The sequence below is a fragment of the Enterococcus mundtii genome, assembly GCF_002813755.1.
Taxonomy (GTDB): domain Bacteria; phylum Bacillota; class Bacilli; order Lactobacillales; family Enterococcaceae; genus Enterococcus_B; species Enterococcus_B mundtii.
Genome location: NZ_CP018061.1, coordinates 216838 through 232500 on the forward strand (window position 1 = coordinate 216838; position 15663 = coordinate 232500).

The 15663-nt window shown below is 37.5% G+C and carries 10 protein-coding genes, 1 tRNA gene and 2 rRNA genes (1 of these 13 only partly in view); 9 read left to right on the top strand and 4 right to left on the bottom strand.

What is annotated here, in order from left to right:
- The first annotated feature begins 66 nt into the window (after positions 1 to 66).
- Positions 67 to 1698, top strand: a complete 1632-nt coding sequence (gene treC / locus EM4838_RS01045; protein ID WP_023519084.1) for an alpha,alpha-phosphotrehalase — start codon at positions 67 to 69, stop codon at positions 1696 to 1698.
- Positions 1699 to 1860: 162 nt separating this feature from the next.
- On the opposite strand, the gene EM4838_RS01050 is transcribed toward treC, so the two are convergent.
- On the bottom strand, positions 1861 to 3042 hold the full coding sequence (locus tag EM4838_RS01050; RefSeq protein WP_010736350.1) for an AI-2E family transporter: 1182 nt from the start codon (positions 3040 to 3042) through the stop codon (positions 1861 to 1863).
- Positions 3043 to 3558: 516 nt separating this feature from the next.
- Here EM4838_RS01050 and EM4838_RS01055 point away from each other — a divergent pair.
- Positions 3559 to 5163 (top strand): zinc ABC transporter substrate-binding protein AdcA, encoded by a 1605-nt coding sequence (locus EM4838_RS01055; protein ID WP_071866602.1) that lies wholly within the window; start codon positions 3559 to 3561, stop codon positions 5161 to 5163.
- A gap of 102 nt (positions 5164 to 5265) precedes the next feature.
- On the opposite strand, the gene EM4838_RS01060 is transcribed toward EM4838_RS01055, so the two are convergent.
- The 3 genes from EM4838_RS01060 to EM4838_RS01070 form a co-directional block, all read right to left on the bottom strand.
- The gene (locus tag EM4838_RS01060) at positions 5266 to 5994 is read right to left on the bottom strand and encodes a LytR/AlgR family response regulator transcription factor (protein WP_010736348.1); all 729 of its coding nucleotides are present in this window, start codon (positions 5992 to 5994) and stop codon (positions 5266 to 5268) included.
- 4 nt (positions 5995 to 5998) lie between these two features.
- The gene (locus EM4838_RS01065) at positions 5999 to 7282 is read right to left on the bottom strand and encodes a sensor histidine kinase (RefSeq protein ID WP_019723361.1); all 1284 of its coding nucleotides are present in this window, start codon (positions 7280 to 7282) and stop codon (positions 5999 to 6001) included.
- 140 nt (positions 7283 to 7422) lie between these two features.
- The gene (locus EM4838_RS01070; RefSeq protein ID WP_010736345.1) at positions 7423 to 8025 is read right to left on the bottom strand and encodes an accessory gene regulator B family protein; all 603 of its coding nucleotides are present in this window, start codon (positions 8023 to 8025) and stop codon (positions 7423 to 7425) included.
- A 576-nt stretch (positions 8026 to 8601) separates the two neighbouring features.
- Between EM4838_RS01070 and EM4838_RS01075 the strand changes: the two genes are divergently transcribed.
- From EM4838_RS01075 to EM4838_RS01105, 7 genes are all read left to right on the top strand, one after another.
- Entirely contained in the window at positions 8602 to 8817 is a 216-nt protein-coding gene (locus EM4838_RS01075) for a hypothetical protein (RefSeq protein ID WP_010736344.1), read from the top strand.
- 303 nt (positions 8818 to 9120) lie between these two features.
- A complete protein-coding gene (locus EM4838_RS01080; protein ID WP_071866603.1) occupies positions 9121 to 11325 on the top strand; it encodes an ATP-dependent helicase in 2205 nt (734 codons plus the stop codon).
- Between the two features lie 248 nt (positions 11326 to 11573).
- Positions 11574 to 11981 (top strand): transcriptional regulator Spx, encoded by a 408-nt coding sequence (spx, locus tag EM4838_RS01085; protein ID WP_010736342.1) that lies wholly within the window; start codon positions 11574 to 11576, stop codon positions 11979 to 11981.
- A gap of 17 nt (positions 11982 to 11998) precedes the next feature.
- Positions 11999 to 12355, top strand: coding sequence for an ArsC/Spx/MgsR family protein (locus EM4838_RS01090; protein WP_019724105.1), 357 nt, complete (start codon positions 11999 to 12001; stop codon positions 12353 to 12355).
- A 791-nt stretch (positions 12356 to 13146) separates the two neighbouring features.
- Positions 13147 to 14707: ribosomal RNA gene (locus EM4838_RS01095) — 16S ribosomal RNA — on the top strand.
- 77 nt (positions 14708 to 14784) lie between these two features.
- Positions 14785 to 14857 (top strand) — tRNA-Ala (locus tag EM4838_RS01100).
- A 181-nt stretch (positions 14858 to 15038) separates the two neighbouring features.
- Positions 15039 to 15663 (top strand): 23S ribosomal RNA (locus tag EM4838_RS01105); it runs 2290 nt beyond the window's last position.
- The 16S and 23S rRNA genes sit together here with 1 tRNA gene alongside, the layout of an rRNA operon.

Sequence of the window (15663 nt, forward strand, 5' to 3'; positions counted from 1 at the left end):
GTTTCATATATAATTGGATTATCAACTTGTATATATAAGTTAAAAAACAGCTGGAGGTACAGGCTTATGGCGTTTACAGAAAAAGTGATTTATCAGATTTATCCCAAGTCATATCGTGACACGAATGGTGATGGGATTGGTGATTTACCAGGAGTCAAAGAAAAATTACCTTATTTAAATGAATTGGGCATTGACATGATTTGGTTGAACCCCTTTTACCCAAGCCCGCAAAAAGACAATGGGTATGATATCTCTGATTATCAAGCAATCGATCCATTATTCGGTACGATGGCTGATTTTGAAGAGCTAGTCGCTGAAGCAAAAAAATATCAGATCGACATCATGCTAGATATGGTATTGAACCATGTCTCTATTGAACATGAATGGTTCCAAAAAGCATTAGCTGGAGATAAGTATTATCAAGATTTCTTTATTTTAAGAGATGAACCAACAGATTGGGTATCAAAATTCGGTGGGAACGCTTGGGCGCCATTCGGCGAAACAGGGAAGTACTATTTACACTTGTATGATAAAACGCAAGCTGATTTGAATTGGCGTAATGAAGCAGTCCAACAAGAATTATTCAAAGTTGTTCGTTTTTGGATGGATAAAGGTGTCAAAGGGTTCCGTTTTGATGTAATCAACGTGATCGGAAAAGACGAGGAACTAAAAAACAACGCGGAAAATGAAGGGAAAGCCGAGTACACAGATAAACCAATTACTCATACGTATTTACAACGCTTAAATAAAGAAACGTTTGGCCAAGACCCTGAAATCATAACGGTAGGAGAAATGAGTTCAACGACTATCGAAAACTGTCTTTTATATACGTCACCTGAACGAAATGAATTGTCAATGGTATTTAATTTCCACCATTTGAAAGTCGATTATGAAAATGGCAATAAATGGACAACTCCGCCATTTGATTTTGAAGAGTTAAAGCGTTTGTTCCATACTTGGGGAGAAGAAATGAGCGCAGGAAATGGCTGGAATGCACTATTTTTGAATAACCATGACCAACCACGTGCCTTAAATCGTTTTGTCGATGTCGAACAGTACCGTAAACAAGGGGCAGAGATGTTGGCCACGATGATCCATTTAAATCGAGGTACTCCGTATATCTATATGGGAGAAGAAATCGGGATGATCGATCCTGACTTCGATTCGATTTCTGACTACCGGGACATTGAAAGCTTAAACGCATATAACCTGTTACAAGAACAAGGATTCACGCCAGAAGAAGCCTTTCGACGAATTAAAGCAAAGTCACGAGATAACTCACGCACACCGATGCAGTGGACAGATGAACCACAAGCTGGCTTCACGTCAGGGACACCTTGGTTACCTTTAGCATCGAAGCACCAAACAATTAATGTAGCAAACGAGCAAAAGCAAGAACAGTCGATTTTTGCCTATTACCAAAGACTGATCCAACTAAGAAAAACATATCCAGTGATTGCTAATGGTGACTACAAAGCCTATGCACCTGAGCATCCACAAGTCTATGGTTATCTTAGACAAACCGATCATCAAAAATTATTAGTTCTGACCAATTTTTACGCGAAAGAAACGTCGGTGGAATTACCGGAAGAATTTGTAGGTGCGGAAGTATTGATCAGTAACTACCCAACGACAGTTGAAAAAGAAATGAAGTTACAGCCTTATCAAGCAGTCGCACTATTAGTGCAAGGAAAGTAGAGACTGTGACAAACGAATAGTTTGAAAAATAAGCAGCAAAAGCATGAATAGCTTTTGCTGCTTATTTATGGGATTTGCTTATCTCTGAAATGTTGCTCGATGAATACCGTATAGTTTTTTTAAGATAGGAGTGGACTCATGTCTCACGCCTATCCTTTTTTGTTACTTAAAGTAATCCTTCTCTGAAAAATCAGCTTTTTGATAAACTCCTTGATCCCCATAAAACTTATTGTAACGCTGTTTGAATTTTCTAAAGAGAAAAACAACGAGTAGTTTGATCAATGTATAGATCGGAATACCAAAAATGACGCCCATGATTCCTAGAAGATCTCCCATGACTAATAAGACAATCAAAATCGTGATGGGGTGGATCTGTAACCGATCACCCATCACACGAGGGACCACAAGATCTCCGTGAAGCAACTGGACAACGAACCAGACGATCACAAATTTTACAGCCATGAAAGTCGAATCTTGAAAAGCAATGAATAGTCCCGGAAAGAAAGCGATGAATGGACCGATATAAGGAATAATACATAATAAACCAGCAGCGATAGCCAGAATACTTGCAAATTCTAAGCCAATCAATAAGAAAGTTACCCAGTAAACGGCGCCTAGAATGAAAGAAGCGATGATTTGTCCTTTTAAGAAAGCACCTAATTGTTGGTTCGCAATTTTAGTCAAAGTCCGAAAATCTGTGCGAAATTTTGGTGGAACGATACCTAAGACCGATTGATAAAAATTGTGCGGATCTTTTAAAAGGAAAAAGGCAATGATCGGACCAGTAAATAAAGTGATAAAGGTCGTTGTGACCGCTGAGAATAGATTTCCTAGACTTTCAGCACCGCTCTGCCAATAGTTACCGATGAATGAAGTAAAGTTATCGGTGAAATCATCAATCGATGCAAAGAATTGATTGAACGAGTCAGAAAATGGTGTCTGTGCTAAAAAGTCCTTCAACGTTTGTTGGAAATCTTGGAATAGGTCAGGTAGTTGTTGAATCAATGTGGTTGCTTGCTGTTCTAAAAACGGAAATAGCCAGACACCTCCTAAGCCAATCAGCAATAAAATAATAACAAAAACTAAAATGACTGACAGATTACGTGAGAGTTTCTTGCTGAGACGTTTGATCAAAGGTTCTAATAAATAATATAAGACCAAAGCAAAAAGGACTGGTGGTAAAGTCGTGATAAAAATGACAACCAGTGGTTTGAATATAAAAGCAATCTTTTGGAAAAAGTAAATGACCAACGCGATCATCACAAGTAATCCTAGAACGTAATACGAAGTTTTCCCTCCTAAAAAACGAATCAGTCGGGAAGATTCTTTCGGTTTTTTTTCCACGATAGTTCTCCTTTCTCTTGAAATAAGTAGTTGATTTTTGGGTTGGGCTATTCTCACGAAGCAACTATTGAGATCGAATGAAGCCTTTTTAATAGTCAGCCAAACGGTGAAAAATATGAGAAGCTATTTTCTCAAATTCTGTCTTACTACTTGGAGCTGAACATCTTTCTCACAACCTAATAAACGGTGTTCGAAAAGCTGACCTTCAACAGTAAGATGAAAAATCAAAAAATATGGAAAGCTATTTCTGATTTTCCATCTTACTGCTCAGGTCAAAACGCTTCTTACACAACCTTGTCCTACTCCAAGTTATTATAATCTGAAACGGGTATAAAAAGAAAATGATACAGTTGAAAAATCAATCGAATTTCGATAATAAAATAAATTTAGTAATAATGCTTGACGGTTGGTTTGATTCTATGCTAAATTAATTCCTGTTGCTAAAACGTAACTATTACGATTTGCATTTATTAATCGTAATCAAATAGAGAAAGAAGATGAGAAGGAGCGAATAAAATGAAACGTTGGATCAAGGTGGTAGGAGGATTACTGTTGACAGGGATCCTTGCAAGTTGTGGCACAGGAGATACTGCAACAAATACAAATGCACAAAATGATGAAAACTTGAATGTAATGACGACATTTTATCCAATGTACGAATTTACGAAGCAAGTAGTTGGTGAGGAGGGAAATGTTGAATTATTGATTCCAGCTGGAACAGATTCACATGACTACGAACCTTCTGCAAGAGATATGGCAAAAATCCAAAATGCTGATGTTTTTGTTTATAATGATGAAAATATGGAAACTTGGGTTCTAGCAATTGAACATACTTTAAAAGAAGGCGATGTACTTCCAATCAAAGCAACAGAAGGAATGTTGTTATTGCCTGGGGATGGTCATTGCCATCACCACGATCATGACGATGAAGACCACGATCATGAAGACCATGATCACGATGATCATGCGGATGACCACGACCATGATCACGATCACGGAGACAACGGTCATTCACATGAATTAGATCCACATGTTTGGTTAGCTCCTAATCTAGCGATGAAGCAAGTAGAAACGATTCGTGACCAATTGATTGAGGCATATCCTGAAAAAGAAGAAGCATTCACTGAAAATGCTGCCTCTTATTTAGAAGAATTAGAAACGCTACACAACACTTTTAAAGAAACATTAGGTCAAGCAAAACAAAAATCATTTGTGACCCAACACGCTGCGTTCAATTATTTAGCTCTAGAATATGGTCTTAATCAAGTACCAATTGCCGGTCTTTCTTCAAGTGAAGAACCTTCTGCTGCAAGAATTGCCGAGTTAAAAGAATTTGTTGAAGACCATGGGATTGAATATATCTATTTTGAAGAGAATGCCAAAGACAGTATCGCTCGTACTTTAGCTACTGAAGCAGGCATATCGTTAGCAGTATTGAATCCTTTAGAAGGATTGACAAAAGAGCAAATGGATAACGGTGAAACGTACATTTCAATCATGGAAGCAAACTTAAAAGCGCTCCAAAAAACTACGGATACTGAAAATCCATTAGAAGATACATTGAAACCTGAAAAAGAAAAAACAGTTTATAATGGTTATTTTGAAGATTCAGAGGTCCAAGATCGCCCGTTATCAGATTGGAATGGTATCTGGCAAACTGTCGATACGTATATGGCAGATGGAACGTTTGATCAAGTATTTGAATATAAAGCCAAAACAAATCCAGATATGACAGCTGAAGAGTATCGTGAATACTATGAAATAGGCTACAAAACAGATGTCGAAAAAATTGAGATCAAAGATGATACGATGATCTTTACTTTCAAGGATGGCGAAGTTAAAGAATCGAAATACCGTTATGCTGGTAAAGAAATCTTGAACTATTCAGCAGGTAATCGCGGTGTCCGTTTCTTGTTTGAAGCAGAAGATCCTGATTCTGGTGCGTTCAAGTATGTACAATTCAGTGACCACTCGATTGCGCCTACCAAATCAGACCATTTCCATATCTATCTAGGAAATGAAAGCCAAGAAGCTTTACTAGAAGAAATGGACAATTGGCCAACTTTCTATCCGGAAGAAATGACTGGAAAAGAAATCGCGCAAGAAATGATCGCGCATTAAACGATACTAAAAAACGAAGAATGAATGGAAAAGAGGATTTTACGACTTTTTCATTCATTCTTCGTTTCTTTATTAAAAAGAAATTATTTATTTTATTGTCTTTCAAGAAATCAACTTCTTTAGCCCACGAATCGAAACAGGGATCACTTCCCCGTTGGATAGAGTCACTTCTCGTGTTTTCTTATTGATTGTTTGGACATTTTGGGTATTGATGACATAAGATTTGTGACAGCGGATAAAGTGTTGACTTTTCTTTTCGATATCTTTTATCTTCTCGTAAAACTGCATTTGGGCATGTGTCAAATGGACCTCCAGTTTATGAGGAGTACCTTGAGCAGTAGAAAAGTATTGGATATCTCGAATAGGTAAAAATTTGATTTCATCATTGAATTCAATTCTAAAAATATCCTTTTGTAATGGCGCAGTTTGGAAATCTTCGAATATTTTACTTAAGATACGTTCAACATTTTCTTTAAGATCAAAAATATCTTCTTTGATGATATAATCAGTCGGCTCAATGTTGCTTTTCAAAATCGTCATGGAAAGATCGGTGTGTGAAGTAACATAAATGATTTTTCCAAGCGAGTCCAAGTCACGTACTCGTTTTCCAATGGCAATGCCATCTAATTCACTGTCTTTCAGTTCGATATCCAAAAAATAAATACCAAAAGAAGACGTACGTATCCTTGCTGCATTGAGGAGTTCAATAGGATCAGAAGTTGCAATATGGACATAACTATCCAAATTTTCAATCATGATCCGATTCTTGATTACTGTAGAGATGACTTCCAGTTGTTTCGGATCGTCTTCACAAATGTAAATGGGAATCATAAAATTACTCCTTTAATTGTATATGGATTGTTTGTGAAAATCGCTGATTCTCAATCGATGTTTCAAGAAAAAGATAAGGATTCGTTTTTGTTAACTCATCAAGAATAAATAAACCTAATCCTTCATTTTTGGGATTTGTTTTCGTCGAGAAGCCTTTTTGTTTTAACTTACTCAATGGAAACGTATTCGTAGTAGTGTTGATGACACGTATCATCAACGACTGTTTTTTCTTGATGATCAGTACTTCGATTTTTTTCTTTTTGGTTACTGTTGCACCTTCGATTGCATTATCAAGAATAATACCAAGCATTCTTACCAAATTGATCGTATATTTTTTACCAATGACGATTTCATCTGGAACGGTCAATTGGACAGAGATACCTTTTTCTTGTGCCATCATTAATTTTAAAGAGAATAGACTTCTTATTTCAGGTACCTTCATTTTGTCTAGTAAGCTAAGATTTGCTGGGAAGAGATTCATCATTTCACGTGTAGGTAAAATCGTTTGGTTATAATATTTTTGTAAGCCCTCAAGATCGCCTTCAGAAATATAACTATTCAAAGAAAACAACAGATTTTGATAATCGTGTTTAAACTCTCTAAGCTCTTGATAATTTTTTTCTAGATCTCTAATGTAATCTTGCTGTAATTGGATGCGTTGTTCCAATAATTGATCTGCCATCTTTTTATTTGATATTTTCCAATAGTAAATCAAGATAATTAGGCCGACACACAGATAAAGGATAAAAAAGCTCGTATTTAATGCTAGTACTTTTGGCGTTTCACCAGAAAATCGTGTATAAAAAATAATGATATAGTAGGTAAGTAAAACCAATGAACCGATTGTACCAATCATTCGACGGTCAACACTAGCGGACCAATTATCTAAAAACTTTTTGAATCCATACGCAAATAATAAAGATAAAATCGCTGATACAGTTATATGGAAATATTGTAATGCATCTCCAGGTTCAATGACAGCAGATTCCAATACTAAAAAATCCGCAACGCTCGTCAAATGATCGCCTAAAATGGAAGCTAATAATCCCAAAGGTAATGCGTAGATCATATGTTGGCGCGAGGATGAAAAGAAAAAGAAAAGTAGACTCAACATGGCAATTGCGACAAGTGCAGAAAAAATACCTAAAATCGGGTAAAGTATTCCCAACAGGGCTGCTGCCAAGAGACTAAACGTAGAAAATAGGTATTTATTTTTAATTTGGGAATTGATGATTAAGATAGAACTTGTGTAAATCAGATATTGCAAGGCTATGGACCACAAAAACATAAAGCACAGCTCCCATTGCGTTTTCCCAAATTATAGCATATTTATATTATTATTTTTTTAATTTTTCAGGTATTTTAAATTCTGAGCTCATACCGAAGCAGCAGCCAGATACAAAGAAATCAGAAAGGTTAGTTAATTGTTTAACGATTGTTTTTTTCATAAAAAATTCCTCCAATATTCATCATGTAATTTGTAACTGGAAGCAACGTAGCTATTTCTAAAATAATCCCAAGTAGTAAATAGGTAGAAAAGTAAGAAGCAGAGAAAAATAATGTGAGTACTGCAAATAAAAGATACATGAAAATTGCTTTTTTTAGTAGGGGTGGGCGTTTCTCTGGTGCAATTGGGTTAAGGGCTGTGCCTCTTGATCCATAGCGAAGCAAAAGGAAAAAACAAACAATTAACAAAAGGACCATCATAGGGAAAGAGAAAGTCAATTGATAATGTTTCATTACTAAGGGAACCCCCCACAAATAAAGCAAAGTCCAAAGTAAGCAAACAAATTCAGAATCGGAATGGAGACCGTAAGCATATCTGCGAATACAGATATATGAAAGGAAAGTCATTCCTGTTTCTGCCCACGTGCCTGTCAATAAAGAAAATACAAAAACGACAGCAAGTTTTCCAAGATTGTTCAGCAAAACTTCCAGAGCAAACTTCACTTGGATGTAAGTCATATCTTCTTCATCTTGTTTTCCGTTGAATAATATTGCCAATATTCGATTTACCACTTTATTTTTCATCTCTATACGTACCTCCGAATACTATAATAAGCGAAAAGACATAAAAAAAGTTTTTCGATTCATAAAAGGACGTTTTGACATCAAAATCGTTAACTAAGTGAATTTTGTAACATATTTGTTATATAAGAATGAAAAGCTTTTTCTTATGTAAAAAATAAAAGACATGTTTATCTCTAAATAATTAAAAAATTTCCTGTAAAACTATCAAATCATCTTTAAATTTTCAACTAAACGTACGATTATACCAAAAAAGAGTGAGATTATTTAACAGTTTTGATGCCAAAAGAACTTTTTATGATATTTCTGTGTTATGTTTAAAAATTTATGTTAAAAATTAGTAGAGGTTGCGAAGATAAATGTAAGTGACACGTTCTTATATTTTTGTTTTACCAACTTCTTAATAGAAGGCAGCAACTCCCCTTCCCCTTTTGTTGTTGCCTTCTGATATCAACAACAAGGTAGTTTCTATGTTAAAATGCAAGCCTTTAAGAAGGTGGGTTTGTCAATAAAGGTAACAGATTCGAAATTTTATCAAAAGAAGTTGTGCCGTATGCACAACATAATGGAGGAAATAGCATGGAAAATGAAAATCTATTTGAAGTCGGTAAAACGTACGCATTTGTATCAGATTTATTTTGTTCTCCAATTGAAGCAGAAATTGAAAAAATCTATGAGAATAGTTTGATGGTTCGTGTTCTCAATTGCGCAGATGAAGACAATGAAACTGCACACAATTTACACTGGCAATTAGTCGTTCGTAAGTCAAGTGCAGTGAAAGAGTACAGCTACTAATAGTAACTGTTCATGAATGAAAAATAGTATTTTGATAAATAGCCAGTCAAATCTTGAATGATGGAAAATCATTTTTGGATTTGACTGGCTATTTTTCCTTTGAAAGGTAAAGGAAAAGTGGGTTTTGCTTTTTTGGGGTTCTCATGTAGTTTTAGGAACTCATCAAATACATCAGTTGATAGTAGAGTTTCTTTTGTTTCTTCCTAAGACCACGATCGTAAAAGGGTGAAGCCCCATTTTATTTTTTGTAAAGGTCTGGTAGTATAAAGAAAATAAATGGAGTAGAAAATAAATAAAAGAAAGATGGGGAAGATGATCAATCAAGAAAATGAGAAAGAAATTCTTCGATTGCAAAGAGAAATCAGCCATTGGGAAAGAAAATATAAAAAGCTCCAACAAATTTTTCGAATGCAAGAAGAAATAATTGCTAGTTATGAAGCTGCATATGGGGAAGCACCAGGGTTGGTAGAAGAACAACATGAGGAAGAACAGCCAAATGAATCATTTTTTGAACATATTGAGAAGCGTTCTTATAATCGATTCAATAATGAACAAAAAGCAGCAATCACTTATGATATGAGCAAACACTTACGAATCATTGCAGGTGCAGGAAGTGGAAAAACACAAACGATATGTGCGAAAGCTGTATATCTGATGAATGAAGAACAAGTAGAAGAGCAAAGGATCTTAATGATTACCTTTACTCGAAATGCTGCCAATGAATTGAAAAAACGGGTGGATAATTTTAGTCAAAGAAAAACGAATGTAACGATCGGAACTTTTCATAGTATTTTTTATCGTCTGTACAGTGATATCAAACGGCAGTTTCCGGATCTTTCTGCCGAAGGGATTCAAGGTGAGTTTTCTAAAGACACACCATATAAAGTAAATCTTTTACTGCAGAAACTAATAAAAAAATATCAACTATATTCTTTCGATCAGTATGGTGAGAAAACGATTGCTAACCGATTGGATTATTGGCAAAACATGAATCTCTCCCAACAGGAGATCATCCAATTGATCAAAAAGAGATTTGATTCCATTGAAAAAGACCCACGTCAACCTATCTCTGAGCGTATGGATCAATTAATGACTGAACTATATGAAGAAAAACAAAAGCAACGACTTTTTGAATTCAATGATGTTCTACAAAATTTGAAAAATGCCCTCTCTCATGTAAATGTCAGAAGATATGTAGGTCAAAAATACGATTACTTGTTTATCGACGAGTTTCAAGACACGAATCCTTTGCAATGGGCAATCGTTCAGTTGATTACGAAAGACTCGCCAATCAAGTTGATCATCGTTGGAGATGATGATCAAAGTATCTATGGCTTTAGAGGATCAGAACCTGATTATATCAAACAGTTTGAAAAAGAATATCCAACAAAAACACTCTTTCTATTGACCAATTATCGTTCGCGAGCGTCGATCGTTCAAGGAGCTAATCGATTGATCACGTACAATAAAGAGGATCGCATACCTAAAGCGATGGTACCAGCACAAAAGGAACCAGGCGTATTACAGGCATTATCATTTAAAACGGTACAAGAGGAAAGTGACTGGTTGATTCAGCAAGTATATGCTTTTATAGAAGACAAAGGAAAATACAAAGAATCTATTATTTTATATCGCTCATTATCACAAACACAAGCATTGGTGCAACGTTTGATCCAAACAGATATTCCATTTGTACTAGAAGCAGATACCCAATATGCGGGAATCTATGGAATTAAGCTTTTTTATCAATTTTATCAAAAGTTTATCGGTTGGTATGATGCGGCAACACCGATAAAAGTGCAAGCACACCAGCAGTTGTTACGACAGTTGATGATTAATTGTTATCTGAAAACAAATGAATGTGACCAATTTTTCTCTAATAAAAACAGTGACCAAGATATTGTCGCTTATATTTTAAAACGGCGGTCTAATTTAGAAGCTAGAGAAAAAGAACTAAAGACATTTGTAAGCGCGCTAGAAACATTTGATCAACCAACGAAGCGGTCATGTGTTTCACTGATTGAGGCCTATTGTCGGTTGCCAAGACCGAATAAAGAAATCGAGCAAGGTGACAAAGAATGGTTGCTGGAGACTGTCAGACAATATCCAACGATCCCGCAATTGAAAAAATTGTATCTTGAGATCCAAGGAATTGCAGCAGAACTGAAAACAAGGTTGATTGCTTATCGTAAGGGGAAACTAGATGCCTTATGTATCCAGAGTATTCATAAAAGCAAAGGTTTAAGTTATCGTAACGTCTTTTTAATCGGTTGTAATGAAGGGATGATTCCTTACAATGGTGCGGTAGCAAAAGACAAAAGACTGAAAAGTGAGTTGAAAATTGAACCATTAACGACGATTGAGGAAGAGAGACGTCTTTTTTATGTCGCAATGACTAGAGCAAGGAATCGTCTTTATTTATGTGTACCTGAGTTTAAAGGGAAAAGAAAATTAAAACCTTCACGTTTTATTAAAGAAACAGGTTGTAAAGGTAAAAAAATCAAATAAATGACGAAAAGCAAAGCGAGTAAAAATACACTTGCTTTGCTTTTTTATTCAAAAAAATAAATAACTATAATTATTTATGTAAATTTTAAATAACCGTTGTTTATAAAAAGAATATAACCTTTAATTGATTGTTTAAATAACGATTTTATGAACAAAAACAAATTTTATTTATTTTGGGGATAGCGTATGACTGGCATTATTTTGATATTACGTTTAGAATGGGATTACAATTAAAAAGGAGTGAGAAAATGATAAAACTATACACTTCGCCTAGCTGTACATCTTGCAGAAAGGCCAAAGCATGGTTACAAACGAATCATCTTAATTTTGAAGAAAAGAATATCTTTGCAGAACCTCTGTCAGAAAATGAGATACGACAAATATTGGCCGCAACAGAAGGTGGAGTCGAAGATATTATTTCTACTCGTTCAAAAGTTTATGAGAAATTAGGGATCGATTTTAATGATTTATCCTTAAAAGAAATGATCCGCTTGTTCAAAGAATACCCATCTTTACTTAGACGTCCGATTCTACTTGATGAAAAAAGAGTATTGATTGGATTCAATGAAGATGAAATACGAGCATTTATTCCTAGAGAAATACGAGGTGTCGCAAGAAACTTGATTTATATGAAACATAGTGTCTTGTATTCGTAAGAATAGGAGGAGACGTTGTGAATATCAAAATCTATAGTTCAACGAATTGCACCATAACGGTTAAAGCCATACAATGGTTAGAGAAAAAGAACTTATCTTATCAATTTGTTGATCTAGAAAGTAGAGCTTTAAGTAATAAAGAAGTCAAAGAGTTATGTAGTTTTGAAAATGCAGATATTGAACAATTATTTACTACATGGTCATTTGAATTCAAAAAAATTAAAGCTGGACTTCCAAAAAAACAGGAAGATCAACTTCTATTTTTGTGCAAAACGCAACGTCATCTTTTAAGACGTCCTTTGATCATCATCGATGATGCGCTGTTTGTTGGCTACGATCAACGATTGATGGAGCAATTGATTTTACATGAATAGACTGTATCCAATTGTGTTACATACTGAAAAAGGCAATTGGGATCATCGGTTTTTCCTTAGTAACAAGCCAAAGAATCAAAATCTCACTTACCTGTTCTCTGGTTTTTTGGCTTATTACCAAAGGCGCGTTGCATATTTTTCGTAAAGAAACTAGTGATAACTAGCAAAAAGTGTAAGAGGCAAATCGTATATTCCAAAATAAAACATTTCGACTTTTTCGTATTTCTACTATAAAGAGGATCAGAATTGAAAGTATACCAGATAGATTTATCAGAAATAGTGATTGACAACTAAATAGAATAAATGGTATATTTTTTTTTGTTGTTTTTTGTTTATTACTGATTTTAATAGTGTAAATAAAACTTTAAATAATGCTTGACGAATAGAAAAACACATGTTAATATAACTAGTGTTGTTTGAGAAATTCATCAAGGAATGTTGTCTCTACAAAAGAAGAGATAAAAAAAGTTGTTGACAAATAACAAACAACAAGTTATTATAAGTGAGTTGCTAAAACGACCTCGTGAAAAACGAGTTGAAAAAACTTTTAAAAAATAGTTGACAATCATCCGAGAGTTTGCTAAGATATAAAAGTTGCTACGGCAATCACAAACGATAAGTTGAGGCAGTTGTGTTTCAATTATCACGTAGACCTTTGAAAACTGAACAAAGTAAGACAAACCAAATGTGTAGGGCGTCTTGATTCAATTCAAGACAACAAACATTTTTAACAAGCAAGCAATATGCTAGCAAACAATTGAGCTTAACAATCGAAAGATTGTTCTAACTTTTATTATGAGAGTTTGATCCTGGCTCAGGACGAACGCTGGCGGCGTGCCTAATACATGCAAGTCGAACGCTTCTTTTCCCACCGGAGCTTGCTCCACCGGGAAAAGAGGAGTGGCGAACGGGTGAGTAACACGTGGGTAACCTGCCCATCAGAAGGGGATAACACTTGGAAACAGGTGCTAATACCGTATAACAATCGAAACCGCATGGTTTCGTTTTGAAAGGCGCTTTACGGTGCCGCTGATGGATGGACCCGCGGTGCATTAGCTAGTTGGTGAGGTAACGGCTCACCAAGGCCACGATGCATAGCCGACCTGAGAGGGTGATCGGCCACATTGGGACTGAGACACGGCCCAAACTCCTACGGGAGGCAGCAGTAGGGAATCTTCGGCAATGGACGAAAGTCTGACCGAGCAACGCCGCGTGAGTGAAGAAGGTTTTCGGATCGTAAAACTCTGTTGTTAGAGAAGAACAAGGGTGAGAGTAACTGTTCACCCCTTGACGGTATCTAACCAGAAAGCCACGGCTAACTACGTGCCAGCAGCCGCGGTAATACGTAGGTGGCAAGCGTTGTCCGGATTTATTGGGCGTAAAGCGAGCGCAGGCGGTTTCTTAAGTCTGATGTGAAAGCCCCCGGCTCAACCGGGGAGGGTCATTGGAAACTGGGAGACTTGAGTGCAGAAGAGGAGAGTGGAATTCCATGTGTAGCGGTGAAATGCGTAGATATATGGAGGAACACCAGTGGCGAAGGCGGCTCTCTGGTCTGTAACTGACGCTGAGGCTCGAAAGCGTGGGGAGCAAACAGGATTAGATACCCTGGTAGTCCACGCCGTAAACGATGAGTGCTAAGTGTTGGAGGGTTTCCGCCCTTCAGTGCTGCAGCTAACGCATTAAGCACTCCGCCTGGGGAGTACGACCGCAAGGTTGAAACTCAAAGGAATTGACGGGGGCCCGCACAAGCGGTGGAGCATGTGGTTTAATTCGAAGCAACGCGAAGAACCTTACCAGGTCTTGACATCCTTTGACCACTCTAGAGATAGAGCTTCCCCTTCGGGGGCAAAGTGACAGGTGGTGCATGGTTGTCGTCAGCTCGTGTCGTGAGATGTTGGGTTAAGTCCCGCAACGAGCGCAACCCTTATTGTTAGTTGCCATCATTTAGTTGGGCACTCTAGCAAGACTGCCGGTGACAAACCGGAGGAAGGTGGGGATGACGTCAAATCATCATGCCCCTTATGACCTGGGCTACACACGTGCTACAATGGGAAGTACAACGAGTCGCGAAGTCGCGAGGCTAAGCTAATCTCTTAAAGCTTCTCTCAGTTCGGATTGTAGGCTGCAACTCGCCTACATGAAGCCGGAATCGCTAGTAATCGCGGATCAGCACGCCGCGGTGAATACGTTCCCGGGCCTTGTACACACCGCCCGTCACACCACGAGAGTTTGTAACACCCGAAGTCGGTGAGGTAACCTTTTTGGAGCCAGCCGCCTAAGGTGGGATAGATGATTGGGGTGAAGTCGTAACAAGGTAGCCGTATCGGAAGGTGCGGCTGGATCACCTCCTTTCTAAGGAATATTACGGAGACTACACACGTTTGTCGATACTTTGTTCAGTTTTGAGAGGTCTACTCAAAATTTAACCCGGGGCCTTAGCTCAGCTGGGAGAGCGCCTGCTTTGCACGCAGGAGGTCAGCGGTTCGATCCCGCTAGGCTCCATTAACAACGTATGTTGTTATATACTTGTTCATTGAAAACTGGATATTGAAGTAAAAATGTAAGTAATACAAACCGAGAACACCGCGTTGAATGAGTTTTTTAATAAGTTCAATTGCTTATTTTTCTTGATTGGACTTCTATCGCTAGAAGAAAGATCAAAACCCAACCGTAAGGTTGACAAGGTTAAGTGAATAAGGGCGCACGGTGGATGCCTTGGCACTAGGAGCCGATGAAGGACGGGACTAACACCGATATGCTTTGGGGAGCTGTACGTAAGCTATGATCCAGAGATTTCCGAATGGGGGAACCCAGCATCTTTTATAGGATGTTACGTATACGTGAATACATAGCGTATACGAGGTAGACGCAGAGAACTGAAACATCTAAGTACCTGCAGGAAGAGAAAGAAAATTCGATTCCCTGAGTAGCGGCGAGCGAAACGGGAAAAGCCCAAACCAATGAGCTTGCTCATTGGGGTTGTAGGACTCCAATATGGTAGTTCTTTCAGATAGTCGAATGACTTGGAAAAGTCAGTCAGAGAGGGTGAAAGCCCCGTAGATGAAATTTGGAAGGCACCTAGGAGGATCCTGAGTACGGCGGAACACGAGGAATTCCGTCGGAATCCGGGAGGACCATCTCCCAAGGCTAAATACTCCCTAGTGACCGATAGTGAACCAGTACCGTGAGGGAAAGGTGAAAAGCACCCCGGAAGGGGAGTGAAATAGAACCTGAAACCGTGTGCCTACAACAAGTCAAAGCCCGTTAATGGGTGATGGCGTGCCTTTTGTAGAATGAACCGGCGAGTT